At 74.6% G+C, this 26,304-nt stretch carries 26 protein-coding genes; 18 read left to right on the forward strand and 8 right to left on the reverse strand.

Annotated features, from left to right (window positions below; translation table 11 throughout):
* The first annotated feature begins 36 nt into the window (after nucleotides 1–36).
* The 4 genes from ACFY7E_RS11120 to ACFY7E_RS11135 all read left to right on the forward strand — a co-directional run bounded on the left by ACFY7E_RS11120 (nucleotide 37) and on the right by ACFY7E_RS11135 (nucleotide 4,558).
* Entirely contained in the window at nucleotides 37–1,407 is a 1,371-nt protein-coding gene (locus ACFY7E_RS11120; protein ID WP_389483141.1) for a condensation domain-containing protein, read from the forward strand.
* Nucleotides 1,407–2,471, forward strand: coding sequence for a polysaccharide deacetylase family protein (locus ACFY7E_RS11125; RefSeq protein ID WP_389483144.1), 1,065 nt, complete (start codon nucleotides 1,407–1,409; stop codon nucleotides 2,469–2,471). Before ACFY7E_RS11120 ends, ACFY7E_RS11125 begins: the two co-directional genes overlap by 1 nt.
* A gap of 46 nt (nucleotides 2,472–2,517) precedes the next feature.
* Nucleotides 2,518–3,861, forward strand: a complete 1,344-nt coding sequence (locus tag ACFY7E_RS11130; RefSeq protein WP_389483146.1) for an MFS transporter — start codon at nucleotides 2,518–2,520, stop codon at nucleotides 3,859–3,861.
* 70 nt (nucleotides 3,862–3,931) lie between these two features.
* Nucleotides 3,932–4,558, forward strand: coding sequence for a 4'-phosphopantetheinyl transferase family protein (locus tag ACFY7E_RS11135; protein ID WP_389483149.1), 627 nt, complete (start codon nucleotides 3,932–3,934; stop codon nucleotides 4,556–4,558).
* On the opposite strand, the gene ACFY7E_RS11140 is transcribed toward ACFY7E_RS11135, so the two are convergent.
* Both ACFY7E_RS11140 and ACFY7E_RS11145 read right to left on the reverse strand, forming a co-directional pair.
* The gene (locus ACFY7E_RS11140; RefSeq protein ID WP_389483151.1) at nucleotides 4,536–4,682 is read right to left on the reverse strand and encodes a hypothetical protein; all 147 of its coding nucleotides are present in this window, start codon (nucleotides 4,680–4,682) and stop codon (nucleotides 4,536–4,538) included. The genes ACFY7E_RS11135 and ACFY7E_RS11140 overlap by 23 nt on opposite strands.
* A 154-nt stretch (nucleotides 4,683–4,836) precedes the next feature.
* Nucleotides 4,837–5,220, reverse strand: a complete 384-nt coding sequence (locus tag ACFY7E_RS11145) for a DUF6479 family protein (RefSeq protein WP_389483154.1) — start codon at nucleotides 5,218–5,220, stop codon at nucleotides 4,837–4,839.
* A gap of 152 nt (nucleotides 5,221–5,372) precedes the next feature.
* Between ACFY7E_RS11145 and ACFY7E_RS11150 the strand changes: the two genes are divergently transcribed.
* Entirely contained in the window at nucleotides 5,373–5,882 is a 510-nt protein-coding gene (locus ACFY7E_RS11150) for a SigE family RNA polymerase sigma factor (RefSeq protein WP_389483156.1), read from the forward strand.
* A 68-nt stretch (nucleotides 5,883–5,950) separates the two neighbouring features.
* On the forward strand, nucleotides 5,951–7,243 hold the full coding sequence (locus tag ACFY7E_RS11155) for a hypothetical protein (RefSeq protein ID WP_389483158.1): 1,293 nt from the start codon (nucleotides 5,951–5,953) through the stop codon (nucleotides 7,241–7,243).
* 46 nt (nucleotides 7,244–7,289) lie between these two features.
* Here ACFY7E_RS11155 and ACFY7E_RS11160 read toward each other — a convergent pair whose 3' ends face one another.
* On the reverse strand, nucleotides 7,290–8,984 hold the full coding sequence (locus ACFY7E_RS11160) for a bifunctional 3'-5' exonuclease/DNA polymerase (RefSeq protein WP_389483160.1): 1,695 nt from the start codon (nucleotides 8,982–8,984) through the stop codon (nucleotides 7,290–7,292).
* A gap of 88 nt (nucleotides 8,985–9,072) precedes the next feature.
* On the opposite strand from ACFY7E_RS11160, the gene ACFY7E_RS11165 reads away from it, so the two are divergent.
* Entirely contained in the window at nucleotides 9,073–9,651 is a 579-nt protein-coding gene (locus ACFY7E_RS11165; protein WP_389483162.1) for a GNAT family N-acetyltransferase, read from the forward strand.
* A 189-nt stretch (nucleotides 9,652–9,840) separates the two neighbouring features.
* On the opposite strand, the gene ACFY7E_RS11170 is transcribed toward ACFY7E_RS11165, so the two are convergent.
* Together ACFY7E_RS11170 and ACFY7E_RS11175 are read right to left on the reverse strand one after the other, a co-directional pair.
* Nucleotides 9,841–12,018, reverse strand: a complete 2,178-nt coding sequence (locus ACFY7E_RS11170; protein WP_389483164.1) for an FtsX-like permease family protein — start codon at nucleotides 12,016–12,018, stop codon at nucleotides 9,841–9,843.
* On the reverse strand, nucleotides 12,012–12,782 hold the full coding sequence (locus ACFY7E_RS11175) for an ABC transporter ATP-binding protein (RefSeq protein WP_389483166.1): 771 nt from the start codon (nucleotides 12,780–12,782) through the stop codon (nucleotides 12,012–12,014). Before ACFY7E_RS11175 ends, ACFY7E_RS11170 begins: the two co-directional genes overlap by 7 nt.
* Before the next feature lie 167 nt (nucleotides 12,783–12,949).
* Here ACFY7E_RS11175 and ACFY7E_RS11180 point away from each other — a divergent pair, with 167 nt between their 5' ends.
* From ACFY7E_RS11180 to ACFY7E_RS11195, 4 genes are all read left to right on the forward strand, one after another.
* Nucleotides 12,950–14,104 (forward strand): DUF2786 domain-containing protein, encoded by a 1,155-nt coding sequence (locus ACFY7E_RS11180; RefSeq protein ID WP_389483168.1) that lies wholly within the window; start codon nucleotides 12,950–12,952, stop codon nucleotides 14,102–14,104.
* Between the two features lie 83 nt (nucleotides 14,105–14,187).
* Entirely contained in the window at nucleotides 14,188–16,251 is a 2,064-nt protein-coding gene (locus tag ACFY7E_RS11185) for an FUSC family protein (RefSeq protein ID WP_389483171.1), read from the forward strand.
* A 116-nt stretch (nucleotides 16,252–16,367) separates the two neighbouring features.
* On the forward strand, nucleotides 16,368–16,814 hold the full coding sequence (locus tag ACFY7E_RS11190; RefSeq protein ID WP_389483173.1) for a hypothetical protein: 447 nt from the start codon (nucleotides 16,368–16,370) through the stop codon (nucleotides 16,812–16,814).
* A gap of 138 nt (nucleotides 16,815–16,952) precedes the next feature.
* Complete coding sequence (locus tag ACFY7E_RS11195) at nucleotides 16,953–17,165, forward strand: DUF397 domain-containing protein (RefSeq protein WP_030219358.1); 213 nt, start codon at nucleotides 16,953–16,955, stop codon at nucleotides 17,163–17,165.
* Between the two features lie 65 nt (nucleotides 17,166–17,230).
* Here ACFY7E_RS11195 and ACFY7E_RS11200 read toward each other — a convergent pair whose 3' ends face one another.
* Nucleotides 17,231–17,728, reverse strand: a complete 498-nt coding sequence (locus ACFY7E_RS11200; RefSeq protein ID WP_389483176.1) for an ATP-binding protein — start codon at nucleotides 17,726–17,728, stop codon at nucleotides 17,231–17,233.
* 361 nt (nucleotides 17,729–18,089) lie between these two features.
* On the opposite strand from ACFY7E_RS11200, the gene ACFY7E_RS11205 reads away from it, so the two are divergent.
* The 6 genes from ACFY7E_RS11205 to ACFY7E_RS11230 all read left to right on the forward strand — a co-directional run bounded on the left by ACFY7E_RS11205 (nucleotide 18,090) and on the right by ACFY7E_RS11230 (nucleotide 23,658).
* The gene (locus tag ACFY7E_RS11205) at nucleotides 18,090–18,962 is read left to right on the forward strand and encodes a helix-turn-helix domain-containing protein (protein ID WP_389483179.1); all 873 of its coding nucleotides are present in this window, start codon (nucleotides 18,090–18,092) and stop codon (nucleotides 18,960–18,962) included.
* 86 nt (nucleotides 18,963–19,048) lie between these two features.
* A complete protein-coding gene (locus ACFY7E_RS11210) occupies nucleotides 19,049–20,506 on the forward strand; it encodes an aldehyde dehydrogenase family protein (protein WP_389483181.1) in 1,458 nt (485 codons plus the stop codon).
* Nucleotides 20,507–20,636: 130 nt separating this feature from the next.
* Nucleotides 20,637–21,176 (forward strand): DinB family protein, encoded by a 540-nt coding sequence (locus ACFY7E_RS11215; RefSeq protein WP_389483184.1) that lies wholly within the window; start codon nucleotides 20,637–20,639, stop codon nucleotides 21,174–21,176.
* Between the two features lie 44 nt (nucleotides 21,177–21,220).
* On the forward strand, nucleotides 21,221–21,868 hold the full coding sequence (locus ACFY7E_RS11220) for a PadR family transcriptional regulator (RefSeq protein ID WP_389483187.1): 648 nt from the start codon (nucleotides 21,221–21,223) through the stop codon (nucleotides 21,866–21,868).
* A 78-nt stretch (nucleotides 21,869–21,946) separates the two neighbouring features.
* Nucleotides 21,947–22,897, forward strand: coding sequence for an ATP-binding cassette domain-containing protein (locus tag ACFY7E_RS11225; RefSeq protein ID WP_389483189.1), 951 nt, complete (start codon nucleotides 21,947–21,949; stop codon nucleotides 22,895–22,897).
* Entirely contained in the window at nucleotides 22,894–23,658 is a 765-nt protein-coding gene (locus ACFY7E_RS11230; protein ID WP_389483191.1) for an ABC transporter permease, read from the forward strand. The genes ACFY7E_RS11225 and ACFY7E_RS11230 overlap by 4 nt, the downstream gene beginning before the upstream one ends.
* Before the next feature lie 13 nt (nucleotides 23,659–23,671).
* On the opposite strand, the gene ACFY7E_RS11235 is transcribed toward ACFY7E_RS11230, so the two are convergent.
* Nucleotides 23,672–24,961, reverse strand: a complete 1,290-nt coding sequence (locus tag ACFY7E_RS11235) for an ion channel protein (RefSeq protein ID WP_389483194.1) — start codon at nucleotides 24,959–24,961, stop codon at nucleotides 23,672–23,674.
* A 103-nt stretch (nucleotides 24,962–25,064) separates the two neighbouring features.
* Nucleotides 25,065–25,433, reverse strand: a complete 369-nt coding sequence (locus ACFY7E_RS11240) for a YbjQ family protein (RefSeq protein ID WP_389483196.1) — start codon at nucleotides 25,431–25,433, stop codon at nucleotides 25,065–25,067.
* A 150-nt stretch (nucleotides 25,434–25,583) separates the two neighbouring features.
* Between ACFY7E_RS11240 and ACFY7E_RS11245 the strand changes: the two genes are divergently transcribed.
* Complete coding sequence (locus ACFY7E_RS11245; RefSeq protein ID WP_389483199.1) at nucleotides 25,584–26,294, forward strand: DedA family protein; 711 nt, start codon at nucleotides 25,584–25,586, stop codon at nucleotides 26,292–26,294.
* Nucleotides 26,295–26,304: the final 10 nt, after the last annotated feature.

Consider the following 26,304-nt stretch of genomic DNA (forward strand, 5'->3'; position numbering starts at 1 on the left):
ACCCGACGAGGCATCCGAAGGGAAGGCAGGAACACCATGACCACGGCTGAGCGGCGGACCGTCAGGCTGGACTCCGCACGGGCCGGGAGGGGCCCGGCGACCTGGGGCCAGCGGGCCATCTGGGGCGTCGTCACCCGGCTCGGCGACGACGCCCCCCGGTACAACCTGCCGGTCCACCTCCCCGTCTCCCCGCCCCGCCCGGTGGACCGCGTCCTCGCGGACCTGACCGAGCTGCTCCTGCTCCACGACAGCCTGCACACCCGGTTCCTGCCGGACGGCGAGGACGGGCTCGAACAGGTCGTGGACGGCAGCGGCGAACTCCCGGTGGAGATCCGCACGGGCCCGGCGGAGCGCTCCGCCGGGGACGGCGCCGCCCTCCTCGGCGAACTGGCCGGACGCCCCTTCGACCACACCCGGGAGTGGCCCCTCAGGGTCGGCCTGATCGAGTCCGGCGGCCTGGTCCACCGGCTCGTCCTGGCCGGCGCGCACACCGGCATGGACTACTGGGGCCTCGGCCGGCTCCTCCGCGACCTGGAGGCCGTCCAGGCCGGTGAGACCGCCGCGTCGCTGCGCGCGTCGCGCCCCGCCCTCCAGCCCCTGGAGGCCGCCGAGGTCCAGGCCTCCCCGCTCGGCCGCCGCCGGGACGAGGCGGCCCGCCGCCACTGGATCGAACAGCTCGCGGCGGGCCCCCGGCGGATCTTCCGGGAGCCGGCGGCGCCGGAGCTCGCGGACGTGCCGGACCGCAGGTTCCCCAACATGCTGCTGCGCTCGCCCGCCCTCGCGGTCGCCGTCGGGCGGGTCGCGGCGGAACTGGAGGTCAGCGACGCCGCCGTGCTCCTGGGGGCGGCCTCCCACCAGCTCGCCCGCATGTCCGGAAGCTCCGACGTGCTCTTCCAGGTCGTGGTGGGCAACCGCTTCCAGCCGGCCGCCGCCGCGTCCGTCAGCACGGTGGCGCAGGAGGCCCTCTTCCGCCTCACCGACGCGGACCGGGACTTCGAGGACGCGGTGCGCCGGACCCGGTCCGCCGCGTTCAGCGCCTTCCGCCACGCCGCGTACGACAAGTGGGCGCTCGACCGCGAGGTGGCGCTCCTCGTGGAGAAGGGGGAGGCGGCCGACCACTCGTACTGGTGGAACGACACCCGCGACCCCGGCGTCGGGCCCTTCGACGACGTCGAGCGGCCGAAGGCGCCGCTGAGCGAGCTGATCGGCCGGACCGAGCTGAGCCGGCCGACGGAGTTCCCGGCCCGCAGGAACGTCTCGGCGGCGGTGGACGTGCTGACCGCCCCGGGCGCCCTGGACCTCGCCATGACCGCCGACCCGGCCGTCCTCGACCACGCGGGCATGGAGCGCTTCCTGCGCGGGGTCGAGCGGCTGATCGTCGCCGAGGCGATCGCGCTGGGGGACTGATGACACCGACGACGAAGAAGTACGCGGGGATCGCCTGGACCGACGCGGGCTACCGGGTCGAGGTCCTGGACGCCGCCGGAAGCCGGGTGGCGGAGCCGCGCGACTGGGGCGCCGCCCGGGTCGCCGAACTCATCGCCTGGCTCCGGGACCTCGACGGCGGGCCGGCCCCGGCCGTGGTCCTGGACAGCACCAACGGCCTGCTCGACGGCCCCATGACCGCCGCCGGCCTGGAGGTCCACCGCGCGGACCCCTGGCTGCTGCCGTCCCGCACGGGCTTCGGTTCCGTCACGGCCCGGCAGCTCGCCGAGCTGGCCCTGGCCGCGCCCGGCGACCTGGCCCGGGTGACCGCCGAGGGCGGCACCCTGACCGGTCGCGCCGAGGAGTACTTCGAGGGCGTACGGCGCGGGGAGCCCGCGCTGAAGGCCCTGACGGCGGCCGGGCGCTGCTTCGAGCACGGCCGCCGGGACGTCCCGAAGGTGGCGCTCACCTTCGACGACGGCCCCGACCCGGTCTTCACCCGGCAGGTCCTGGACGTCCTGGACCGCTACGGGGTCCGGGCGACCTTCTTCTGCGTCGGCCACCACGTCGCCGCGCTGCCCGACGAGGTGCGCCGGATCGTCGCGGGCGGCCACGGCCTCGGCAACCACTCCTGGTCGCACCCCTTCCTGTTCGACCTGACGCCGGAGCAGCTGCACGAGCAGATCGACCGGACGACGGAGGAGCTGGACCGGGTGACCGGCGGGGCCCCGGCCTGGTTCCGGCCGCCGTACGGGGCGCTGAGCCCCGAGGTGCTCGACGCCCTGGCCGAGCACCCGGCCGTCCTGACGATGTGGGACGTGGACGCCCGCGACTGGTCGCGGCCGGGGCCCGAGCGGATCGCCGAGACCGTCCTGGAGGGGGTCGGCCCCGGCTCGGTGGTCCTGATGCACGAGGGCGCCGGGGACCGGAGCCAGACCGTGGCGGCCCTCCCGGCGATCGTCGAGGGCCTGCTCGCACGCGGCCTGGAACCGGTCGCCCTGGACGAACTCGCCCCGCCGCCCCGCACGGGCCCCGAAGGCGCCTGAGCCCCCCCCCGCGAAACCCGACCGACGACCGGAGGACTGAAGGGTCATGGAAGAACGCTTGGCAGAGCCCGCCCGCACGGCGGCGCCCCCGCCGGGAGAGCCGGGGAGGCCGGAGACGCCCCCGCCCGCGAAGGACGACGGGCCGCCGCCGGGCGGACCCGGCGCGCGCGCGTCGGGGCCGTCCCCCGACGAGCCGGCGATCTGGTCCCGGAACTTCCGGTACTACTTCACCGCCCGCAGCGCCGGCCTGCTCAGCTGGGCCATGCTGCCGGTCGCGGTCGCGGCCGGCCTGCTCAGCGGCGGGTACGGCCTGGACACCGCCGGGTACTCGATGGCCTTCCTGGTCGCCCCGTTCGCCGGCCTGGTGCTGTTCGGCGGGGTGCTGGCCGACCGGTTCACCGCCCGCCGGATGATGATCATCGCGGACCTGGCCAACCTCACCGCCCACATCCTGCTCGCCCTCCTCTTCCTCCACGGCATCGACCACCTCTGGCAGCTGTACGCGCTGCTCGTCGTCGCCGGCACCGCCAACGCCCTGTTCCAGCCGGGCGCCTCCTCGACCGTCCCCCTGGTCTCCCGCGACGTCCAGGGCGCCAACGGCGTGCTCCGCACCTCCGAGGCGATCACCGGCCTCGGCGGCCCGGCCCTGGCCGGCGCCCTGGTCGGCTTCGGGTCCACCGGCTGGGTCATGGTGATCTCCGCCGTCGCCTACGGCACCAGCGCGATCTGCCTGTTCGTCCTCCGGCTCGGCGTGGTGCCCGCCCCGCCGGCCGGCGAGAGCCTGTGGCGCAACCTGGCCGTCGGCTGGCACGAGTTCCGCTCCCGCAGCTGGCTCTGGGGCGTCATCCTGATCTGGATGTTCTACGCGGTGCTGTCCTGGGGGCCGCAGCTCTCGGTGGCCGCCGGCGTCATCGTGCCCGAGCACGGCGCGAGCGCCTTCGGCCTGATCAACGCCGCGCTCGGCGCCGGCACCGTGGCCGGCGGGCTCCTCGCGATCCGCTACAAGCCCCAACGGCCGCTCGCCGCCGGGGCCGTGGCGATGATGGCGTACCCGCTCTACCCGCTCGGCATCGTGCTCGGCTGGCCGGTCTGGCTGCTCATCGCCGCCCAGGTCCTGGTCGGCGCCGGCATCGGCGTCTGGGGCGTCATGTGGGCCACCAGCGTGCAGACCCAGGTGCCGGGCGAGGTCCTCAACCGGGTCCACGCCTACGAGGTCGCCGGGTCCGTCGGCATGTACCCGATCGGCAGCGCGCTGGCCGGGCCCGCCGTCGGCGCGTTCGGCACCGACACGGTCCTCGTGGTCGGCGTGGTGGTCTCCTTCCTCACCGCCACCGCCCTCCTGGCGACCCGCCCGATCCGCACCCTGCGCCGTGTCCCGGACCGGGCCTGAGGGGACGGGTGCGCCGGGCCGGGCCCGTACGCCCCTGCCCGGTCGCCGGATCCGCACGCCCGTCGACGGCGTGCACCACCTGGCCGCCCGGAGCGAGGAGGTGCTCGGCGCGTTGCCCGTCGCCGCCGCGGACCGGACGGTCGCGGCGGGGCTGCCGCCGTGGCGGGCCGCGGAGCACCTCGCCTCGCGGACCCTGCTGCGGTTCCTGCTGCGGGAGGTCGGCGAGGACGCCGGGGGCGGGCCGGTCGCCGCGCTCCCGGGCGGGCGCCCGTACCTGCCCGGCCGGCCCGGTCTGGGGGTGAGCCTCTCGCACTCCCCGGGCTGGGTCGCGGCGGCCGTCGGCCGGGGCCGGGACGTCGGCGTCGACGTGCAGGTCCCGGCCGCCGTCGGCGACCGCCTGCTGCGGCTCTGCTGCCTTCCCGGGGACGCCGACGCCCTGGCCGCCCTGCCCGGGGACGCGCGCCGGCTCGGGTTCGCCCGGGTCTTCGCCGTCCAGGAGGCCTGCGTGAAGGCCGTGGGGAAGGGCCTCTCCGGCCGCCCCTGGACCGTCCCCGTCCCCCTCGGCGCGCGGACGGGCGCCTGGAACCGCGTCCGCTGGTCCGCGCCCCGCGACGACGACCGCGTGCCGGTCGCCTGCGCCTGGACCGTACCGCCGGCACCGGTGCCGGAGCGGGTCAGAAGACCGGGAGGGCCGTGAGGGCGGTGCCGTCCAGGAGGAAGACGCGGTCGGCGTCGGCCCCGATCCGGTAGGCGATGGGGTTCCTGACGATCCGGAACGCACAGGCCGTCCCGTTTCCGGGAGAGGGGCCCGCGCGCGTCACGCCTTGGGCATGGGCGCTGGCCGGCGCCCGGAGCCCGTACGACAGCGGCCGGACGCGGTCCGTACGGCGGCTCGTTCCGAGGCCCCGCACGCGAACGGGCGGAAGCGGCGGCGGGGCCGTGCCCCGCCGCCGGATTCCGTTCCCGCGCGTCCGGTCAGTCGCCGTGGCCGGTGCCTCCGCTGCCGAAGCCGCCGCTGGAGATGCCGCCCCACTTGCGCTTCTCCTCGTCCGGGGGCTCGGGCGAGGTCTCCGTGCCGGAGTTGTTGAGCTGGTACGGCATGAGCCGGTGCTCGGCGTCGGTCTGCGGCATCTCGGCCGCCCGGCGGTACTCCGACGACTCGCCGGGCAGGGCGCCGTCGTCCGGCCGGTGCGGCTGCTCCTCGGGCTTCGGCGGAGCCGATTCGCGGTTGCGGACCCGGAAGCCGAACCAGAAGGCGCTGAGGAGTACGGCGACGACGACCAGTCCGCCGAGAACCTGTGCCAGGCCTGACTGCCAAACCCCAGCCGCCAGGTTCTCTGCTGCGCTGAGAGTGTTCATGTCTACGGATTACCCGATTCCGCTTCTTTGGATGCGCCGGGAGGACATCTCTTCGGATTTATCTGAAACACAGGGCGGCTCCCGTCGCGTCAATGAGGTGTACGGCGACCGCACGCCGTGACCGAGACGGCGCGACCGAGACGAGGAGGGGCATGAGAAAGTCCCGGGCGACCGAGTTCCTGGAGTTCGCCTCCGCGCGCACGGGCCCCCTGTTCCGCTCGGCATGCCTGCTGACCAGCGGGGACACCCATCTGGCCGAGGACCTCACCCAGGAGACGCTGGGCCGGATGTACGCCCTGTGGGGCCGCGTGACGCGGATCGGCAACCCCGCCGCGTACGCCCAGACCGTGCTCGTCCGCACCTTCCTCAGCCACCAGCGGCGCCGCTCGGCCACCGAGCGCCCGCTCGGCGAGCTGCCGGACCGCGTCTCCGGGACCGACGGGGACCCGGCGCTCCGGATCGCGCTCCTCGACGCCCTCGCCGGGCTCGCGCCCAAGGACCGGGCGGTCGTGGTGCTGCGCTACTGGGAGGACCGCAGCGTCGAGGAGACCGCCGAGGCCCTGCACGTCAGCTCCGCGGCGGTCCGCACCCGGTCCGTACGGGCCCTCGCCAAGCTGCGGGAACGGCTCGGCGGCAGCCTCGCGGAGTTCGCCGTCCGCTGACCCGCCCCGCCCGACCCCGACCCCCGCTCCCCACCCCTTCCGCCACGAACCCGAGACGGTGATCCCGCATGCCCCGAAACGAAGGCCCCCGGCACGAGAACCCCCCGCACGACGGCTTCGAGGAGGAGCTCGGCGCGGTCCTGCGCCGCACCGGCGACGGCTTCGCCGCCGACGACCGGCGCGAGCTCGTCGAGGGCGGCCTCCGGCGCGGCCGGCGCCGCCTGGTGCGCCGGAGGCTCGCCGTGACCGGCAGCGCCCTCGCGCTCGCCGCCATGTGCGTCGGCGGGGTGTACGGCGGCCTGCTCTTCACCCCCGGCGGGCCGGCGGACACCGCGTCCGTGGCGGCGGCGCCGCCGAAGCCCACCTCCGCCACCGATCCGGCCGGCCCGCTGCCGGACATGGCACGGATCCCCGTCAAGGACATCGCGGCCGTCCTCAAGGCCCACACCCCGGCCGGGCAGTGGCGGATCGACGACGAGAACGGGCTGGGCCAGGGCGTCCTCGGCGTGTACGACGACGGGAAGGGCGAGGCCGCCGTCGGCGTCTTCCTCTCCCGCTCCTTCGGCCCCGGCGAGGCGGGCGAGGGCCTGGTCACCTGCCCCGACAAGGCCCACGCCCCCGACGTCGAGTGCACCACCGAGAAGCTCCCCGGCGTCGGCCGGCTGATGCTCCTCCAGGGGTACGAGTACCCCGACCGGCGCGAGGAGACCAAGAGCTGGCGGTCGACCCTGCTCACCGAGGACGGCTTCGTCGTCGACGTGAGCGAGTACAACGCCGCCGCCGAGAAGGGCGCCCCGATCAGCAGGGAGGACCCGCCCTTCACCCTCGCCCAGCTCAAGACCCTCGTCACGGCCGACGCCTGGAGGCCGCTGCTCGCGAAGCTGCCCGAGCCGTCGCAGCCGAGCGCGCCGCCGGGCGTGCCCGACGCGCCCTCCGGCAAGGCCGTCCGCTCCACCCTGCGCTCCCTCCTCCCCAAGGGCCTGAAGGTGGAGGGCAAGGGCGGCCGGGACGACTACGGATACGTCAACCTCCTCGTCGACGACGGCAAGGGCCGGAGCTTCGTCGAGATCAACGTCCAGACCGGCATGGACGACGTCGCCGACCACCTCCACGGCATCGGGGCCACCACCCTGCCCGACGGCCGCCTGGTCGGGGTCACCCAGGAGGCCGCGGAGAAGGGCGGCGAAGGCGTCGTCGCGTGGACCGTCGACACCCTCACGCCCGAGGGCTTCCGGGTCGTGATCACCACCCTCAACTCCGACGGCCACCGGGCCCCCGCCACGCGCGCCGAACCCGCGCTGACCGTGGAGCAGTTGAAGACGATCGCGCTGAGCCCGAAGTGGGGGAAGCTGATCAGGTAAGGCTGTGGGGGGAAGGCGTACGGAGGGAACTCCGCCTCTGTACGCCCTACTTCGTGTCCGCGTACCGCTCCACCACCGCCGTCGTGAACGGGAACCGCACCGGCGTCTCCCCGAACGTGATCCTCCCCGCCTCGTCCCCGGCCGCCCGGATCGCCTCCACGACCGCCTCCGCCTCCTCCGCCGGACAGTGCACGATCACCTCGTCGTGCTGGAAGAAGACCAGTTCCGCCCGCATCCCGGCGAGGGAGCGCCGCAGGGCCGCCAGCATCAGGAGCGCCCAGTCGGCGGCGCTGCCCTGGACGACGAAGTTGCGGGTGAAGCGGCCCCGCGCCCGCGTGTTCCCCGAGGCGTACCCGGGCGTGAACTCGCCCTCCTCCGCGGCCGGTTCGTCCCCTCCCTCCTGGGGCAGGCCCGCCTCGTCGGCGTCGCCCGCGCCGGCCGCGGGCGGGCTGGTCCTGCCGAGCCAGGTGCGCACGAGCCGGCCCTCCTCGCCCGCCTTCGCCGCGTCGTCGACGTACGCGACGGCGAGCGGGAAGCGGCGGCGCAGCGCCGCCAGGTTCTTCAGGCCGTCGCCGCTGGTCTGTCCGTAGATCGCGCCCAGGAGCGCGAGCTTGGCGTGCTCGCGGTCGCCGGAGAAGGCGCGGGCCGAGAGCCGGGTGTACAGGTCGTCGGGGTGGCCGGCGACCTCCATCAGACCGGGGTCGCGGGAGATCGCGGCGAGGACGCGCGGCTCCATCTGGTCGGCGTCGGCCACGACGAGCCGCCAGCCCGCGTCGGCGACCACGGCCCGCCGGATCACCTTCGGGATCTGGAGGGCCCCGCCGCCGTTGGTCGTCCAACGCCCGCTGACCGTGCCCCCGGGCAGGTACTCCGGCCGGAAGCGGCCGTCCCGCACCCAGTCGGCCAGCCAGGACCAGCCGTGCGCCGTCCAGATCCGGTACAGCTTCTTGTACGCGATCAGCGGCTCCACCGCCGGGTGGTCGACCTGCGCCAGCTCCCAGCGGCGCGTGGACCGCAGCCGGACGCCCGCCTGCCCGAAGGCCTTCACCACGTCGGCGGGCAGGTCGGGCCGGACGCGGCGGCCGAGGGCGGCCGACACCTCGTCCGCGAGCGCGGCCAGGCGGCGCGGCTCGCCCCCGCCCGCGTACCGCTCGCCGAGCAGTTCGTCCAGCAGCTCCCGGTGCACGTCGGCCCGCCACGGCAGTCCGGCCCGGTGCATCTCGGCGGCCACCAGCATCCCCGCCGACTCGGCGGCCGTGAGCAGCCGCATCCTGCCCGGGTGCCCGGCCCGGTCGTGACGGCGCAGCTGCTCCGCGTAGACCGCGAGGAGCCCATCGAAGGGCACGGGGGCCACCCGGCGCGGCTCGAAGAGCGAGTCCTGCGAGCCGGGTTCGGCGGCGCGGGGCGGCGGATCGGGGGGCACGGGCGCGTTCCGCAGGCGCGCCCAGGCCGCCGCCGCCGAACGGGGCTCGCCGAGCCGCCCCTCGTGCCCGAGGAGCAACTGCTCGGCACCCTCCACGTCGTAGCACCGCTCGACCCGGACCCCGGCGGCGAGCAGCCTCGGATACACCCCGGCCGTCGACCGCCACACCCACCGGGTCACCTCCGGCCGGTCCCGCACGGCCGCCACCAGGTCCGGCTCGCGCCGCACCGGCCCGGCGGGCGCCCCGTCCGGGCCGAGGGGCGCGAGCAGCGCTCCGTCCCCCTCCTCCTCGGCGGCCAGCGCCCACCTCTCGTTCATGGGGGCGAGTCTGGCAGCCGCCACTGACAGGACCGGTTCTCCTACGCTGTGGCGCGGACACCGGATCCGGACGTGGAGGGGGAGGACGATGTACGCGATGTCCCTGGGGGACGACGGGGCGGAGCTGCGGCCGCTCGAACCGTGGCAGGCGGACGAGTTCCTGGCGCACATGGACCGGGGGCGGGAGTTCATCGGCGCGCGCAACGGTCTCCCGGACGTGGTCACCGACCTGGAGTCCGGCCGGGCCTTCCTCCGAGGGTACGCGGAGAAGGCGGCGGCCGACACGGGCCGCATCCACGGCATCCGGCTCGACGGGACCCTGGTCGGCGCCGTGATCCTCCGGACGTTCGACACCGCGCACGGCACGGCGGAGGCGGGCTGCTGGCTGGAGCCGGCCGCGACGGGCCGGGGCCTGGTGACCCGGGCGGCGCGGGCGCTGGTCGACTGGGCGATCGAGGTGCGCGGGATCCACCGGGTGGAGTGGGTCGTCTCCTCCGACAACGCGCCGAGCATCGCCGTGGCCCGCCGCCTCGGCATGACCAGGGACGCGGTCCTGCGCGAGAGCCACGCCCACCGGGGCCGCCGCCACGACGAGGAGGTCTGGTCGGTCCTGGCACCGGAGTGGCGGGCGGCGAAGTCGGCGGAGTCGGCGGGGCCGGCCGGCTGAGGACGGGACGGGAGACGGGACCGGGGCGGTGACCCGGCTCCGACCCCGGTCACCGCCCCGTCGTCCCACCATGGCCGGTCGACGGGCCGCGCGCCACGCGAGGAGCCCGGCGGGGGGCACGGAACAGGCGCGCTTCAGGCACGGGCCAGGCGCAGGTCATACACGGGCCAGGCACGGATCAGGCACGGATCAGGCGCGCGTCAGGCGCCACGCGGGAAGGGCCGGGGCGGCGACCGCGACCGCCGCGCACACGCCCGCCGCCGTGCCGATCGCGGCCCAGGGCGGGGCCAGGACGACCGGGGCCGAGAGGGCGGCCAGGGCCGTGCCCAGGGCGCCGAGGACGACGGCCGTCACCACGAGGCCCAGGAGCGTGCCGATCGCGACGGCGAGCGCCGCCTCGCCCGTCACCACCCGCAGGACCTGGAACCGGGTGGCCCCGGCGAACCGCAGCGAGGCCAGTTCCGCACCCCGCGCGGAGGTGGCCATGAGCAGGGTGTTGACGAGGCCGATCACCGTGTAGAAGAGGGCGACGCCGAGGACGAGGAGCAGGCCGAGCCGGGTCTGCGGACCGCTCGCCGGGCGCTCGGCCGCCGCCCACGCCCCGGCGGTCGCGACGGTCCCGCCGCTCGCCTCCAGGGCCTGGAGCGTCGCCGGGCCGCCGCCGCGCGCCTCGATCCGGTCGAGGGCGGCGCCCGGCGCGTTCGCCCGGGTGACGTACGGCCCGTTGTCGCCGGTCCCGAGGGCGAGGACGGCCGCCACCCGGAGCCGTACCGGACCGCTTCCGTCCGCCCGCCACACCTCCACCGTGCCGCCGACCCGGCGCCGCTCGAACTCCTCGTTGACGACGATCGACCGGTCGTCCAGGTCCCGCACGTCCCCGGCGACCACCGGGAGGCGGGACAGCTCCGCGAAGGCCGCCGGGTCGGCGACCGCCCGCGCCCCGTACTTCACGACGGCCTCCGCTCCGTCCCGTACGAAGACGGAGGTCGGGCCGGTGGCGGAGACGACGGCCCCGGCCGGAACCGCCGTCACCGGCCGCAGGTCCGCCCCGCTCGCGACGTACGCGGCGGCCGTGTGCTCCCGCGTCTCGACGCCCTTCGCGCGCGTGACGCCCGACGCCGAGCCGAGGAGGCTCCCGGCGAGCGCCACGGTCACCAGGACGGGCGCGGCGACGGCGGCGGTGCGGCGGACGGAGGCCGCGGCGTTCTCCCGTACGAGCGTCCCGACGGCCCCCGGCAGCCGCAGCAGCCGGGCCGCGGGCCGGACGAGGAGCGGCGCGAGCAGGGCGGTGCCGCCGATCAGGAGCATGGGGAGCGTCGTGTACGTCTTCCGCTTCAGGAGCTCGGACGGCTCGGTCGCGCAGGTCCAGACGAGCAGCCCCAGACCGGTCAGGAGCAGCGCCGCCCCGGCCAGGGCGCGGCCCGGGGGCAGGACGTCGGCGTCGACGTCCGCGTCGCGGAGGACGGCCGTCGGGCCGGTCCCGCCGGCGCGGCGGGAGGCGGCGAAGGCCCCGGCGAGGGCCACGGTCAGGCCCGTCCAGAAGGCGGCGTGGTAGGGCCAGGCGGCCTCGCCGGTCGTGAACCACGCGGGCGCGAGGCCGCCGTCCACGAGGATCCGGGCGAGCAGGGGCGCACCCGTGGCGCCGAGGACGCACCCGGTGGCGGAGGCGAGCACGCCGAGCACGGCGGCCTCGGCGAGGAGGAGGCGCCGGATCTGTCCGGGGGTGGCCCCGGCGGTCCTGAGGAGCCCGAACTCGCGGCGCCGCAGCGCGACGGCGAAGGCGAACGTCGACGCGACGACGAAGACGGAGACGAAGGCGGTGACGCCGCCGGAGGTGCCGAGGAGGGCGTTCAGGGTGGTGAGCGCGCGGGCGTCCCGCTCGGGGTCGGGGTCGGCGCGCACCCGGTCGGCCCCGGTGAGGACCCGGGCACGGTCGCCGACGAGGTCCCGGACCGGGCCGGCGGGGGCGTCGACCCCGACGGCGTCGGGACCGCTCGCCACGCGGCCGCTCGCGTCGGGACCGGCCGCGTCGGGAGCGGTCGCGTCGGAACCGCCCGTGACGGTGACGGCCCAGCGGGCGCGCAGTTCGCGGAGCAGGCCCGCGTCCACAGGCCGTGGACGGTCGAGCCGCTGCTCCACGGACGCGGTGCCGGGCCCGCGCCGCACGTCGAGGACCAGCCGGTCGTGGCCCATGACGACCACGGGCGAGGAGGCGAACCGCTGAGGAGAACGCTCGGGCGCGTGAAAGGTGGCGGAGAGGCCGAGGCCCGTGGTGACGAGCAGCCCGACGCCGAGGGCGAGGGCGGCGAAACCGCCGAGGAGGGCGGCGGGCCGGGCCCGGAGCCCGGCGAGGACGACGGTCAGCACGGGGCGCCTCCGGTGAGGACCGCCGGATCCGGGCTCTCCAGGGAGGCCGTCCGGGCCGCGACCGTTCCCGCCGCGGGGTCGGACAGCTCGTCCGCGACCCGGCCGTCGACCAGGAAGACCACGCGGTCGGCGCGGGCCGCCGCCACCGGGTCGTGGGTGACCATGACGACGGTCAGGCCGTCCCGGTCGACCAGCTCCCGCAGCAGGTCGAGGACCTCGCGGCCCGTCGCCGAGTCGAGCGCGCCGGTCGGCTCGTCGCCGAAGAGGACGGCGGGACGGGTGATCAGCGCCCGGGCGAGCGCGACCCGCTGCTGCTGCCCGCCGGACAGCTCGCCGGGCCGGTGCCGTTCGCGCCCGGCGAGCCCGACCCGGGCCAGGGCCTCCCGGACCTCCGCGCGGGAGGGGCGGCGCCCGGCGAGGCGGAGCGGCAGGGCCGTGTTCTGCGCGGCGGTCAGGGAGGGCAGCAGGTTGAAGGACTGGAAGACGAAGCCGATCCGGTCCCGCCGCAGCAGGGTGAGCCGCCGCTCGCTCAGCCCCGCCAGGGGGGTCCCGCCGACCTCCACGGTCCCGGCGGTCGGCCGGTCGAGCCCGGCGGCGCACTGGAGGAGCGTGGACTTGCCGGAGCCCGAGGGGCCCATGACGGCGGTGAAGGTCCCGGTCCGGAAGTCGAGGTCGACGCCGTCGAGGGCGCGGACGTCCCGGTGGTGACGGGCGAGGCCCCGGATCCGTACGGCGACGGTGGCGCGGGTGTCGGTTGCGGTCATGGACCCAGCGAACCGTTTCCGCCGCCGCCGATCACGACCACTGGCGGGCGTCCGGAGGGTGGGGCCAGGCCTACCTCGCGGGGCGCGCGGCACGGACTGAGACCATCGGAGGGAGACGGGTACGGACGTCCGGACGGTACGGACGAGGAACGGGACGCGAGGACGGCGTGGGCGGCACCAGCATCGACAAGGCCTTCGAGGCGCTGTACGCGAGCGACGACGGGTCGCTCGACACGGCGGCGTCGCTGCTCGCCGCCGACCGGGGCGCGGACGCGGAACTGGCCCGGCGCGGCGAGGAGTTCGTACGGACGCTGTGGGGGCGCGGCTGGCAGCCGGCGGACCTGGTCCGGACGGCCCGCCGGGACCTGGGGGAGGAGCACGTACGGCTCCTCGCGGGCCTGATCAGGACGGAGACGGCGGGGTACGGGCGGTTGCCGCACCGCTGGGAGGCGCAGCTGGACGGGCTGCCCGAGGGGCCCGGCCGCCCGGCGGACCGCTTCTCGTACGCGACCGCCGTCCTGGAGCTGTACCGGCTGCTCGTCCGGCTGCCGCGCCTGGACGCGGTCGGTCCGGCGCCGGGGGAGGCGCTGCCGCCGCCGGTCGCGGGGGAGCCCCGGATGCTGGGCCGGATCAGGGCGCTGCTGGCGAAGGCGGAGGCGACCGGGTACCCGGAGGAGGCGGAGGCGCTGACGGCCAAGGCGCAGGAGCTGATGGCCCGGCACAGCCTGGACGAGGCGGGCCTCGCGGCGGGGGCGCCGTCCCCGGAGGCGCCGGGTGCGATCCGGATCGGGGTGGACCCGCCGTACGAACAGGCGAAGGCGATCCTGCTGGACGCGGTGGCGACGGCGAACCACTGCCGGGCGGTGTGGAACGAGGCGCACGGCTTCTCGACGGTGGTCGGCTTCGAGTCGGACCTGGACCCGGTGGAGCTCCTTTACACCTCGCTCCTCGTACAGGGGACGGCGGCGATGACGCGGGCGGAGGCGGAGCAGCGGGCGGGCGGGCGCAAGCGCACGAAGTCCTTCCGGCAGTCCTTCCTGCTGGCGTACGCGAACCGGCTGGGCGCCCGGCTCTCGGCCACCTCCCGCCGGGTGACCGCCGAGGCCCCGACCCTCCTCCCGGCCCTCGCCTCCCGCGAGGCGGCGGTCACCACCCGCACGGACGAACTCTTCCCGGAGACCCGCACCACCCGCGTCCGCGCCGCCTGGGACGAAGCGGGCTGGACCCACGGCGCGACGGCCGCCGACCGGGCGACCCTCCACCCGAACCGCCGAGCGGTGAAGAACGACGACCGCCCCCCGGGGACCCCAGCAGGTCCATGACCCGCCCCCGGCAGGGTTTCGGGAAGGGGCGGGGCGGGGGTCAATGCCCGTTTCGTGGCGGATCACGGGGATACGCTTCCCGCATGAGCTGGCTCCGGGCGCTGAAAGGAACCGCCCGCTCCGGGTTCGCCGTCGAGCGGCGGCGGCTCGAACCCCGGGGGGCGGCGCGGGGCGCGCTGGGGCTCGCGCTCGTCGTCGGGTTCTCGCTCGCCCTCTTCGGCCCCGCCGTCGCCGTCTCCTCCGCCTTCGGCGCCTTCCAGGCCGCCATCGCCACCTTCCAGCGCTCCTGGCGCCCCCGCCCCACCCTCGCCCTCGCCTCCGGCGCCAGCCTCGCCGTCTCGACCTTCGTCGGCTACCTCGTCGGCGCCCACGACGGGCTCTTCCTCGCCCTGCTCCTCCTCTGGACGTTCCTGGCGGGGCTCGCCTGGGCCGCCGGCCCCATCGCCGGCCTCATCGCCTCCTCCAACGTGGCGATGATGCTGGTCACGGTCACCCTCCCCACCTCCGTCGCCACCGCCGCCGGCCATGCCGCCGTGATCTTCGCGGGCGGCATCGTCCAGGCCGCCCTGGCGGCCCTCCTCCCGGCCCGCCGCTGGGGCGCCCAGCGCGACGCCCTCGCGGACGCGCTCGCCGCCGAGGCCGACTACGCCCGCCGCCTGCGCCACGACCCGGTCGCCCCCTTCGACCCCGTCCCGCTCATGACCGCCCGCAACGCCGCCGCCGTCACCCCCCGCCAGGCCCGCCGCCGCCCGGCCGAACTGCACGGCTCCCGGGGCCTCGCCGAGCGCATCCGCCCCGTCCTGGCCTCGCTCGCGGACCCGGCCGCCGGCGTCCCGGGGGAGGGGCCGCAGCGGGACCGGGTGCGCGAGCTGCTCGACGCCGCCGCCGCCGTCCTCGACGCCGCCGCGCACGCCATCCGCCACGGCGACCCGGTCGCCCTGCCCGCCCCCGCCCTCGCCGCCCTCCGCGCCCCCGGCACCGGCCCCGTCCTCACCGGCCCGCCGCGCCGCGCCGCCGTCCGCCTCGCCGCCCTCCTCGGCGACGTCCTGGAGACCGCCGATCCGCACGGCGAGACGCCGATCCGCACGGGCGTGTCCCGCTCCCGGCCGACCCTCCTCCGGCTCGCCCCCCTCGTCCTCGCCCAGGTCCGCGCCGAGCTGCGCCACGAGTCCCCGGTCCTGCGCCACGCGATCCGCGTCTCGGTGGTCACCGCCGCCGGCTACCTCCTCGGCACGGTCCTCCCCCTCGGCCACGGCTACTGGGCCCCGATGGCCTCGGTCATGGTGATGCGCCCGGACTTCTCGCAGACGTACGCCCGCTCGGTGGCGCGTTTCGGCGGCACCCTGGTCGGCGTGGGCCTCGCGACGGCGGTCGTCCGCTCGGCGCACCCGGGCGCGTACCTCTCGGCCGGCCTCGCGGTGCTGTGCGCCTTCGGGATGTACCTGCTGATGCGGACGGGGTACGCGGCGAGCCAGGTCTGCGTCTCCGCGTACGTCGTCTTCCTGCTCGGCACGGCCGGCGAGGGGGTCGGCCAGACCGTACGGGAGAGGGTGCTGCTCACCCTGCTCGGCGGGCTCCTCGCGATGCTCGCGTACGCCGTCTACCCGGCCTGGGAGACGCCCAGGCTGCGCGGCCTGCTCGCGGACTGGCTGGAGGCCGTCGGACGGTACGCGGCCGTCGCCGCCGCCGGGTACGCCGACCCCGCCGGTCCGGCCGACCCCGTCGTCCGCGAGGCGCTCCTGCGGACCCGCGCCGCCCGGGTCGCCTGGCAGGAGGCGCTGGTCCGCGCGGCGCACGAGCCGGTACGCCACCGGGGCCTCTCGCACGCGGCGGTGGAGCAGGCCGAGCACGCGCTCGGGGAGTTCGGCCGGGTGGCGATGCTCATGGAGGCCCACCTGCCCGACCGGGGCGCCGAACCCCTCCCGTACGCCGCCGTCCTCGCCGAGTCCCTGCGCCGGTCGACCGAGCGGGGCGCGAAGGAGATCCGGGAGCGCGAGGAGCCGGGCTGGGGCGACCTGCGGGAGACGGTCGACACGTGGTCCGGCGAACCGCCGGACCACTTCCTGCTCCACAAGGGCGCCGCCCTGCTCCTGGAGAGCCTGGACGAACTCGCCACGGCCCTCTCGGAGACCACGACGGGCCGCTGATTCCGACGGGATTCCGACGGAATTCCGTCGCCGTGTCACCCGTACCCCGGGCGTACGGAGTTGAGAGGGGTGAGGGTCGCGGACGGTCGCGGCCCCGGGACCCCGGGAGCACTCGGATGAAGAAGCACCTGCCGGTCGCGGCCGGCGTCGTGGCCGCCGTGGCCGTCCTGGCACTGGCGGCGCCGACCGCCGTGGGGGCGGCCACCGGGCCCTCGGCCGCGACCACGGCCGCCGCCCCCGCCGGGGCCACCGCCACCGCCCCCGCCCGGATCCGTACAGTCCGTTCCGGCGAGCGCGTGGACGCCGGACGGGGCTACACCGTCTGGCTGACGGAGGAGGGCAGGCACTGGGCGGACCCGGACGGCTTCGAGAACTTCCGCAGCGTCGTCGACGGCAACATCGACCGCTCCGAGCCCGGCGTCAGCCACCAGAGCGAGGGCGGCCCGGCGGGCACCTTCTACTCGGGGCTCTACTTACGACCGGGCGGGGAACAGGCTCTCCGCCCTCCCGGGCTGAGGGGCCCGGAAAGCACATACCGGCAGGTGGCACGCTCTGTCGCGTAGCCGCTACGCGACCCCCCGTGCACGTGCATCTGCTCATGCAGTGGCCGAGTGAACACAGCTATGATCCGAGGAAGTTGACACCTGCACCAAGCAACTCGGGAGCTACCAGTGCATCCTGCGCATCACGCGTACAACGGCATGGCGGCCACCGAGCTGCGCGGTGTCGTGTGGCAGAAGAGCAGGCACAGCAACTCCCAGGGTTCGTGCGTGGAGTTCGCAAAACTTCCGGGGGGAAACGTTGCCGTCCGCAATTCCCGTCATCCCGACGGGCCCGCGCTCGTCTACACGCCCGCCGAGATAGAGGCGCTCCTGCTCGGCGTGAAGGACGGGGAGTTCGACCACCTGGTGTGAGCACGCACGGCGACGGGAAGGGCCCGGCGGTGACCGCCGGGCCCTTCCCCACGCATGCGTGCCGTCTACTCCCGCCCGATCCGGAACAGCGCCCACACCACCTTGCCCTGGAGCGTCCCCGCCAGCGGGTGCCAGCCCCAGCTGTCGCTGAACGAGTCCACCAGGAACAGGCCGCGCCCCGACTCGGCGGAGAAGTCCTCCTCGCCGCCGCGCGCCTCCGGGCTCTCCGTACTGGGGTCGCGCACGGCGCACACCAGGCGCGAGGCCCAGCGCATCAGGTGCAGGCGGACCGGCGGGCTCTGGACGTCGTCCTGACACGCGTCCGAGGGCACCGCGTGGCGCAGCGCGTTGGTGACGAGTTCGGAGACGACCAGGGCCACGTCGTCGAAGCGCTCCGAGAGCTCCCAGCGGTCGAGCGTCGCGCTGGTGAACCTCCGGGCCCCGCCCACGGCTTCGTACCGTGCGGGGAGCGCACAGGAGGCGGAGGTGGAGACGGCTCCGGGATCGATCGGCGGAAGGCCCTGCCGTAACGGCTCGAGCACGGTCGATCCATTGGTCCCCATACGAGGCACTCCCGGGAATCGCGACTGTGGTGCGACAACACGACAACACGAACGAGTACGCGGCTGCGCGGGCCCCATGGTTCCGAATGCGACCCCCGGATGCAAGGGCAGATGCACGTGCACGCGCCGGACCTGTCCTTCCCTGTGCCTAATCTGTGCATAAGTCGTCGGCGCGAAGACCGTTACTGGAAGGGAACTTCCCCGGATCTGCACGCACTGTGCCCGCGGATGCCCGGAAGTCGCCGCCTTTCCGTAATCGAATGTGTACGCGCTGAAGCGTTTGGTGGCAGAATCCGGGGCTCGACGGGGATGCGACGGGGGATTCGACGGGGGTCGACACCGTAAAGGGGAGGCTGGGGCCGTGACCGCAGGCGAATCGGGCGGAGCGAGCGGAAGCGTGGTGCGGCGCATCCTGCTGGGCTCCCAGCTGAGGCGGTTGCGCGAGTCGCGCGGAATCACCCGGGAGGCGGCCGGTTACTCGATCCGCGCGTCCGAATCCAAGATCAGCCGCATGGAGTTGGGACGGGTGAGCTTCAAGGCCAGGGACGTCGAGGATCTGCTCACGCTCTACGGGGTCGGGGACGAGGCCGAGCGCGGCGCCCTCCTCGGGCTCGCCCGCGAGGCCAACGTCGCCGGCTGGTGGCACAGCTTCGGCGACGTCCTGCCGGGCTGGTTCCAGACGTACATCGGGCTCGAAGGCGCCGCCTCCCACATCCGGGTCTACGAAGTGCAGTTCGTCCACGGCCTGTTGCAGACCGAGGAGTACGCCCAGGCGGTCGTCACGCGCGGCATGCCCGACGCCCCGCGCGCCGAGATCGACCGCCGGGTCGCCCTGCGGCTCGAACGTCAGAAGGTCCTCGTCTCCGAGCGCGCCCCGCAGCTCCACGCCGTCCTCGACGAGGCCGCGCTGCGCCGCCCGTACGGCGACCGGGCCGTCATGCGCGGCCAGTTGAAGCACCTGATCGAGGTCTCCGAGCATCCCGGCGTCACGCTCCAGGTCATGCCCTTCAGCTTCGGCGGGCACGCCGGCGAGAGCGGCGCCTTCACGATGCTGAGCTTCCCCGAGTCCGACCTCTCCGACGTCGTGTACCTGGAGCAGCTCACCAGCGCCCTCTACCTCGACAAGCGCGAGGAGGTCGCCCAGTACCGGCGGGTGATGGAGAGGCTCCAGCAGGACGGACCGGATCCGGCCGAAAGCCGGGACATCCTCCGGGGGCTCCTCCAACTCTCCTGACGCGTCAGTACGATGACGCCACATCAGGAGTACGGGATTCGTACATCAGTCGCATCGCGCGGGTAGCGGGTAGAGGGGTCTCCACCATGTCGCACTTCACCGACCTGGCCCACCAGTACATCGACGGCGAGTGGAAGCCGGGCAGTGGCTCGTGGGACATCATCGACTTCAACCCGTACACCGGGGAGAAGCTCGCCTCGATCACCGTCGCCACCGTCGGGGAGGTGGACCGCGCCTACCGCGCCGCCGAGCGCGCCCAGACCGCGTGGGCCGAGACCAACCCGTACACCCGCCGGCTCGTCTTCGAGCGCGCGCTGCGGATCGTCGAGGACCGCGAGGACGAGATAGCGGAGACGATCGTCGCGGAGCTGGGCGGCACCCGCCTCAAGGCGGCCTTCGAGCTCCACCTCGCCAAGGAGTTCCTGCGCGAGGCGATCCAGCTGGCGCTGCGCCCCGAGGGCCGCATCCTGCCCTCCCCGGTCGACGGCAAGGAGAACCGCGTCTACCGCGTCCCGGTCGGCGTCGTCGGCGTCATCTCCCCCTTCAACTTCCCCTTCCTCCTCTCGCTCAAGTCGGTCGCGCCCGCCCTCGCGCTCGGCAACGCCGTCGTCCTCAAGCCCCACCAGAACACCCCGATCTGCGGCGGCACCCTCGTCGCCAAGGTCCTGGAGGAGGCCGGGCTCCCGGCCGGCCTGCTGAACGTCGTCGTCACCGACATCGCCGAGATCGGCGACGTGCTCCTGACCCACCCGGTCCCGAAGGTCATCTCCTTCACCGGCTCCGACAAGGTCGGCCGGCACGTCGCCACGGTCTGCGCGGAGCACTTCAAGCACGCCGTCCTCGAACTCGGCGGCAACAGCGCCCTGATCGTCCTCGACGACGCCGACGTCGACTACGCGGTCGACGCGGCCGTCTTCAGCCGCTTCGTGCACCAGGGCCAGGTCTGCATGGCCGCCAACCGCATCCTGGTGGACCGCTCCCTGGAGGCGGAGTTCACCGAGAAGTTCGTGGCCAAGGTGAAGACCCTGCGCGTCGGCGACCCGGCCGACCCGGCCACCCACATCGGCCCGCTCATCAACTCCCAGCAGGCCGAGTCCGTCTCCTCCCTGGTCGACCAGACGGTCGCCGCCGGCGCCACCGCCCTGCTGCACGGCGCGGTCGACGGCAACCTCGTCTCCCCGTCCGTCCTCACCGGCCTCGCCGCCGACTCCCCGGTCCTGGGCCAGGAGATCTTCGGCCCGGTCGCCCTGATCGTCCCCTTCGACGGCGAGGAGGAGGCCGTCCGGATCGCCAACGACACCCCGTACGGGCTCAGCGGCGCCGTCCACACCGGCGACGTCGAGCGGGGCGTACGGATCGCCAAGCGCATCCACACCGGCATGATCCACATCAACGACGGCACCGTGCACGACGAGCCGATCGTCCCCTTCGGCGGCGAGAAGCACTCGGGCGTCGGGCGGCTCAACGGCGACTCGATGGTGGACTCCTTCACCACCCAGAAGTGGATCTCGATCCAGCACGGCCGCAGCCGCTTCCCCTTCTGACCGGATTCCGATTCCGGTCCGGGCCGGAACCCCTTGAGGACCGTAGCTGTCCGCAAGCCTCCGTAGCGTGGTCGGTGTCGGGAGAACCCGGCAGAAACCCGGCACAGGCCGCATACGGAAGGCGGACGTCATGGTTGCCCTCGTTCCCGCAGGAACCCCCGGCGACGAGCGCGGCACGCTCCTCGACTTCGTGGAGGCCCAGCGCGCCGCGCTGCGCCGCGCCCTCCTCGGACTCACCGAGGAGCAGGCGGCGAGCACCCCCAGCGCCAGCGAGCTGAGCCTGTCCGGGCTGCTCAAGCACGTCGCCGAGGTCGAGCTCAACTGGCTCCGGCTCGCGCAGCGGCGGCCCAACGAGCGGCAGCGGACCCAGGAGACCTGGGACGAGGGCTTCCGGCTCGTGGACGGCGAGACGATCCCGGACGTCGTGGCGTTCTGGGCGGACGTGGCGAAGCAGACGGAGGACTTCGTCCGCTCGGTGCCGAGCCTGGACGAGACCTTCCCGCTGCCGGAGGCCCCCTGGTTCCCGAAGGACGGGCGGGTCTCCATCCGCTGGATGGTCCTCCATCTCGTCCAGGAGACGGCACGGCACGCCGGCCACGCCGACATCGTCCGCGAGACCATCGACGGCAAGGGCTCCTTCGAGCTGATCGCGGCGGAACAGGGCCGGTGATCGCCGCGCGTACCCTGGTCGGGATCGACCGGGAGGTACGTGGGATGTCGGCCATCCGTCTACTCGTCCTGGGCGCGGTGCGGCAGCACGGCCGCGCCCACGGCTACCAGGTGCGCAACGACCTGGAGTACTGGGGCGCGCACGAGTGGTCGCACGCCAAGCCCGGCTCGATCTACCACGCGCTGAAGCAGATGGCGAAGCAGGGACTGCTGCGCGCGCACGAGGTCGCGCCGAGCGCGGTCGGCGGCCCGCCCCGGGTCGAGTACGAGCTGACGGACGCCGGCACCGAGGAGTACTTCACCCTCCTCCGGGAGGCGCTGACCACCTACGACCAGCGGGTGGACGTCCTGTCGGCGGGCATCGGCTTCATGGTGGACCTGCCCCGCGCGGAGGCCGTGGAGCTGCTGCGCCGACGGGTGCGGGCGCTCGACGAGTGGCGGGCGGCGGTCACCGACTACTACACGCCGGAGGGCGGCCCGGGGCAGCTCGGGCACATCGGCGAGATCATGCACATGTGGATCGGCTCGGCCGACGCGGGCAAGGACTGGACGCTCGGCCTGATCGAGCGGATCGAGGGCGGGGCGTACGTGTTCGCGGGCGAGGGCGATCCGTTCGTGGGGGTGCTCGCGGAGGGCGAGGAGAACCCGTACGCCACCCAGGGCCTGCCCGACGGGTCGAGTAATCAAGTTTGACTAAGAGTTCGGAAGGGCATACCTTGCTCCGTCGGTGGCGACTGGTCAAATTTGACTAAACGTTTCGGGAGGAGACGGATGGCGGCGGAAGCGATCCGCGTGGAGGGCGCGCGGAAGCGGTACGGGGACAAGGACGCCCTGGACGGACTGGACCTCACGGTCGGGCGCGGCACCGTCCACGGCCTCCTCGGCCCCAACGGGGCGGGCAAGACCACGACGGTGCGGATCCTGGCGACCCTGCTCCGGCACGACGCGGGCCTGGTCCGCGTCGCCGGACACGACGTGCGCACCGGGGCCCGGGAGGTGCGGCGGCGGATCGGGCTCCTCGGCCAGCACGCCGCCCTCGACGAGGAGCTGGGCGGCCGGCAGAACCTGGAGATGTTCGGCAGGCTCCACCACCTGGGCGCCCCGCGCGCCGGAACCCGTGCCGACGAGCTCCTGGAGCGCTTCGGCCTCGCCGACACCGGGCGCAAGCCCGTCCGGCAGTACAGCGGCGGCATGCGGCGGAGGCTCGACCTGGCGGCGTCGCTGATCACCGAGCCGGAGGTGCTGTTCCTCGACGAGCCGACCACCGGACTCGACCCGCGCGGGCGCGCCGAGGTCTGGGAGTCGGTCCGCTCGCTGGTCGGCGGCGGCACGACGGTCCTGCTCACCACGCAGTACCTGGAGGAGGCCGACCGGCTCGCCGACCGGATCTCGGTCGTGGACCGGGGGCGGGTCGTCGCCGACGGCACCGCCGACGAACTGAAGGCCCGCGTGGGCGCGGACCGGATCGACGTGGTCGTACGGGACGCCCGCAGGCTCGACGAGGCGGCGGCCCTCCTCCCGGCGGCGCGCGCCGAGGTGACCGTGGACGCCGACCGGCGGCTGCTCGGCGCCCCCGCGGCCGACCGGACGGCCTCGCTCGTCGAGACCGTCCGGGCGCTCGGGGCGGCCGGGATCGAGGTGGAGGACATCGCCCTGCGGCGCCCGACCCTCGACGAGGTCTTCCTGCACCTGACGGGCCGCGAGAAGGAGACGGTGGCATGAGCGCCGCGTACGTGGTGGGCGACTGCTGGACGATGACCCGCCGCGAGCTGGCCCACTGGGCCCGGCAGCCGGTGCAGGTCCTGGTCGGCCTCGTCTTCCCGGTGATGATGCTGCTGATGTTCGGCCACCTGGTCGGCGGCGGACGGGGCGTCGACGGCGACTACGTCGCCTACCTGGTGCCCGGCATGCTCACCCTGACCATGGTCTTCGGCCTCGAAGGCACCATGACGGCGGTCACGCGGGACCTGGACAAGGGCGTGATCGACCGCTTCCGCTCACTGCCGATGACCGACGGCGCGGTCCTCGTCGGACGGGCGGCGGCGGACATGCTCCAGTCGACGGTGGGACTGCTCCTGATGACCGGCGTCGGGTACGCGATCGGCTGGCGGGCGCACGGCGGCCCCGGGGCCTTCCTGGGCGCGCTGGGACTGCTGCTCCTGCTGCGCTTCGCGATGCTGTGGATCGGGATCCTCCTGGCCCTGGTCGCGGGGCGGGCGGAGCTGGTGCAGGCGGTCCAGATCCTGGTCTGGCCCTTCGGCTTCCTCTCCAACGCCTTCGCCTCGCCCGACGCGATGCCGGGCTGGCTCGGCACGCTCGTGGAGTGGAACCCCATGTCGGCGACCGCGACGGCGGTGCGCGAGCTGTTCGGCAACCCGGGCGGCGAGCCGGGGCACGTGACGGCTGCGGTGGTCTGGCCGTTGCTGCTCCTCGCGGTCTTCTTCCCCCTCGCGGTACGGAGGTTCGGCCGGCTCGGGAAGTGACGCGCGGGTCCCGTCACCTCAACGACCGCCCGCTCTCGTCCAGTTCGAGCTGCGGGCGGCCGGTGACGATCAGCCAGGCGGGGAGCGAGGCCAGGCAGAGCAGGGCGAGCACGGCGGGGGAGGAGGCCAGGACGGCGCCGGTGAAGAGGCTGATCCAGCCCTGCCGGGTGGTGGCGAGCAGGACCCCGAGGACGGCGGAGGAGATGGCGACGGCCGGGTGGACCTCGGGGACGAGCGCCTGGACGAGGAGGCCGAAGGCGGCGCCGACGAAGACGGCGGGGAAGATCCGGCCGCCCCGGAAGCCGCAGGAGGAGGCGACGAGGAGGGCGAGGAGCTTGACCCCGGCCAGCTTCGCCAGCTCGCCCGAGGACCAGCCGCCGATGTTCGCCGTGAGCTCCTTCATCTCCGCCAGCCCCTTGAAGAGGGTCAGGTGCCCGCCGAGGGCGCCCAGGAGGCCGAGGACGAGCCCGCCGAGCGGCAGCACCAGCAGGGGGTGCCGCAGACGCCGGAAGGCTGCGTGGGTGTACGGGAAGAGGAAGCAGGCGGCGAGGCCGAAGAGGGCCGCGGCCGAGGCGATCACCAGGGCCGCGAGGAGGTCCTCCCAGCCGGGGTCGGTCAGCGGCGGGAGCCCCAGGGCGAAGGTGGGCTCGGCGAGGAGCTGGGTGGTCACGGCCCCGGCGCCGGCGGCGACGAGCGGGGCGAACAGGCGGTCCCAGAGCGATCCGGGGCCCGGGTGCCCGGCCAGGGCCTCGGAGATGACGAGGGCGGCGGCGACCGGGGTGCCGAAGAGGGCGCCGATCGTGGCGGCCGTGGCGAGCGACACCCAGGCGACGCCCGGCACGGCGGGCGCGGCCTTGCGGCCCAGCCAGTACGCGAGCGCGATGTTGGAGGCGATGATCGGGTTCTCGGGGCCGAGGCTGACCCCGCCGGCGAGCGCGAGGGTGCCGGCGACCAGCAGCCCCGGCACCGCCCCCGGGGCGATCGGCGGCCCGCCGAGCCCCATGGACGCCGGGTCGGGCCCGGCGTGTCCGGGCGCCTTCCACACGACCAGCCCCACGGCGACGCCGGTCGCCGTGAGCATGGCGATCGTCCAGAGGGAGGAGTGGCCGCCGATCCCGAGGGCGTCGGGCAGGTCCTCCCAGAGCACGTGCTCGAACTCCTCCGAGAGGGCGCTGACCCCCAGGAGGAGCAGGCCCGCCCCGATCCCGACCACGAGCGCGGGCAGGATCTGCGGCAACAGGACCCGCAGCGGGGCCTCGTCGGCGGAGGGGGACGGCGCGGCCGGGGCGCGATCGGTGGACACGGGCCCACCATAGGGGAGCAAAAGCCGCGAACCGTCCAGGTCCGGCCGGACTCTCCCGGCCACCGGATCGGGCTCGGGACCACCCTCTGCCGCCCCCACCCCCTCACGCCCGGGGCGCGATCACCACCGCCGTGCCGTACGCGCAGACCTCGGTGCCGACGTCCGCCGCCTCCGTCACGTCGAAGCGGAACGCGAGCACCGCGTTCGCGCCGCGCGCCCGCGCCTGCTCCACCAGGCGTTCCATCGCCTGGTTGCGGGTCTCCACCAGGGTCTTCGTCAGACCCTTCAGCTCCCCGCCGATCATCGACTTCAGGCCCGCGCCGATCTGGCTCCCCAGGTGCCGGGAGCGCACGGTCAGCCCGAAGACCTCGCCGATCACCTGCCGGACCTCGTGGCCGGGGACGTCGTTCGTCGTCACGACCAGCACTTCGGGGTGCGGGCCCTGGCCGCCCCCGTAATCCTCGATGCCCATCGGCATACACCTCCTGATCACCACCTTCCGCCCCGCGCGGCCCCTCCGCATCCCGTGGAGGGCCGGGTGGAACCGGGGGCGCCCGGTCCACGTTGATAGCTTGGGGCAGCCCGTCCCCAAGCCCCCACCGACCGCAGGAGCCCGGAACCCGTGAACACGCTTGCCCTCGGACCGAGCTGGCTGGACCCGGACTATCTGATCCAGACCTTCGGTCTGATCGGTGTCCTGGTGATCGTCTTCGCCGAGTCCGGACTCCTCATCGGGTTCTTCCTGCCCGGTGACTCGCTCCTCTTCACCACCGGCCTCCTCGTCACCACCGGGAAGCTGGACACGCCGCTGTGGCTGGTCTGCACCCTGGTGGTGGCCGCCGCGATCATCGGAGACCAGGTCGGCTACCTCTTCGGCCGCAAGGTCGGACCCGCCCTCTTCAAGCGCCCCGACTCCAAGCTGTTCAAGCAGGAGAACGTCGAGAAGGCGCACGAGTTCTTCGAGAAGCACGGCCCGAAGTCCCTCATCCTGGCCCGCTTCGTCCCGATCGTCCGCACGTTCACGCCGATCATCGCGGGCGTCAGCCGGATGAACTACCGCTCGTTCATCACGTTCAACATCATCGGCGGCGTGCTGTGGGGCGCCGGCGTGACCCTCCTCGGCGCCTCCCTCGGCAAGATCGACTTCGTGCACCGGCACATCGAGATGATCCTCGTCGGCATCGTCCTGATCTCCGTGGTCCCGATCGTCATCGAGTACCTCCGGGCCCGCTCCCAGTCCAAGAAGGCCCGCGCCGCCGGGGACGGCGACCACGACGCCCCCGGCACCCCCCACCCCCAGCCGTCCCCCCGCGGCCGCCACGCCAAGCGCTGACGACCGGCGG

The organism is Streptomyces sp. NPDC012825, from assembly GCF_042900925.1.
GTDB lineage: Bacteria > Actinomycetota > Actinomycetes > Streptomycetales > Streptomycetaceae > Streptomyces.

What these genes read in the sequence shown, in the direction of transcription:
- ACFY7E_RS11160 (WP_389483160.1), bottom strand. Translation starts at nt 8,984, where the DNA reads ATGAACGAGAGGTGGGCGCTGGCCGCCGAGGAGGAGGGGGACGGAGCG.
- ACFY7E_RS11155 (WP_389483158.1), top strand. Translation starts at nt 5,951, where the DNA reads ATGCCCCGAAACGAAGGCCCCCGGCACGAGAACCCCCCGCACGACGGC.
- ACFY7E_RS11125 (WP_389483144.1), top strand. Translation starts at nt 1,407, where the DNA reads ATGACACCGACGACGAAGAAGTACGCGGGGATCGCCTGGACCGACGCG.
- ACFY7E_RS11210 (WP_389483181.1), top strand. Translation starts at nt 19,049, where the DNA reads ATGTCGCACTTCACCGACCTGGCCCACCAGTACATCGACGGCGAGTGG.
- ACFY7E_RS11145 (WP_389483154.1), bottom strand. Translation starts at nt 5,220, where the DNA reads ATGAACACTCTCAGCGCAGCAGAGAACCTGGCGGCTGGGGTTTGGCAG.
- ACFY7E_RS11195 (WP_030219358.1), top strand. Translation starts at nt 16,953, where the DNA reads ATGGCGGCCACCGAGCTGCGCGGTGTCGTGTGGCAGAAGAGCAGGCAC.
- ACFY7E_RS11220 (WP_389483187.1), top strand. Translation starts at nt 21,221, where the DNA reads ATGTCGGCCATCCGTCTACTCGTCCTGGGCGCGGTGCGGCAGCACGGC.
- ACFY7E_RS11200 (WP_389483176.1), bottom strand. Translation starts at nt 17,728, where the DNA reads ATGGGGACCAATGGATCGACCGTGCTCGAGCCGTTACGGCAGGGCCTT.
- ACFY7E_RS11150 (WP_389483156.1), top strand. Translation starts at nt 5,373, where the DNA reads ATGAGAAAGTCCCGGGCGACCGAGTTCCTGGAGTTCGCCTCCGCGCGC.
- ACFY7E_RS11175 (WP_389483166.1), bottom strand. Translation starts at nt 12,782, where the DNA reads ATGACCGCAACCGACACCCGCGCCACCGTCGCCGTACGGATCCGGGGC.
- ACFY7E_RS11185 (WP_389483171.1), top strand. Translation starts at nt 14,188, where the DNA reads ATGAGCTGGCTCCGGGCGCTGAAAGGAACCGCCCGCTCCGGGTTCGCC.
- ACFY7E_RS11240 (WP_389483196.1), bottom strand. Translation starts at nt 25,433, where the DNA reads ATGGGCATCGAGGATTACGGGGGCGGCCAGGGCCCGCACCCCGAAGTG.
- ACFY7E_RS11190 (WP_389483173.1), top strand. Translation starts at nt 16,368, where the DNA reads ATGAAGAAGCACCTGCCGGTCGCGGCCGGCGTCGTGGCCGCCGTGGCC.
- ACFY7E_RS11165 (WP_389483162.1), top strand. Translation starts at nt 9,073, where the DNA reads ATGTACGCGATGTCCCTGGGGGACGACGGGGCGGAGCTGCGGCCGCTC.
- ACFY7E_RS11225 (WP_389483189.1), top strand. Translation starts at nt 21,947, where the DNA reads ATGGCGGCGGAAGCGATCCGCGTGGAGGGCGCGCGGAAGCGGTACGGG.
- ACFY7E_RS11230 (WP_389483191.1), top strand. Translation starts at nt 22,894, where the DNA reads ATGAGCGCCGCGTACGTGGTGGGCGACTGCTGGACGATGACCCGCCGC.
- ACFY7E_RS11130 (WP_389483146.1), top strand. Translation starts at nt 2,518, where the DNA reads ATGGAAGAACGCTTGGCAGAGCCCGCCCGCACGGCGGCGCCCCCGCCG.
- ACFY7E_RS11120 (WP_389483141.1), top strand. Translation starts at nt 37, where the DNA reads ATGACCACGGCTGAGCGGCGGACCGTCAGGCTGGACTCCGCACGGGCC.
- ACFY7E_RS11215 (WP_389483184.1), top strand. Translation starts at nt 20,637, where the DNA reads ATGGTTGCCCTCGTTCCCGCAGGAACCCCCGGCGACGAGCGCGGCACG.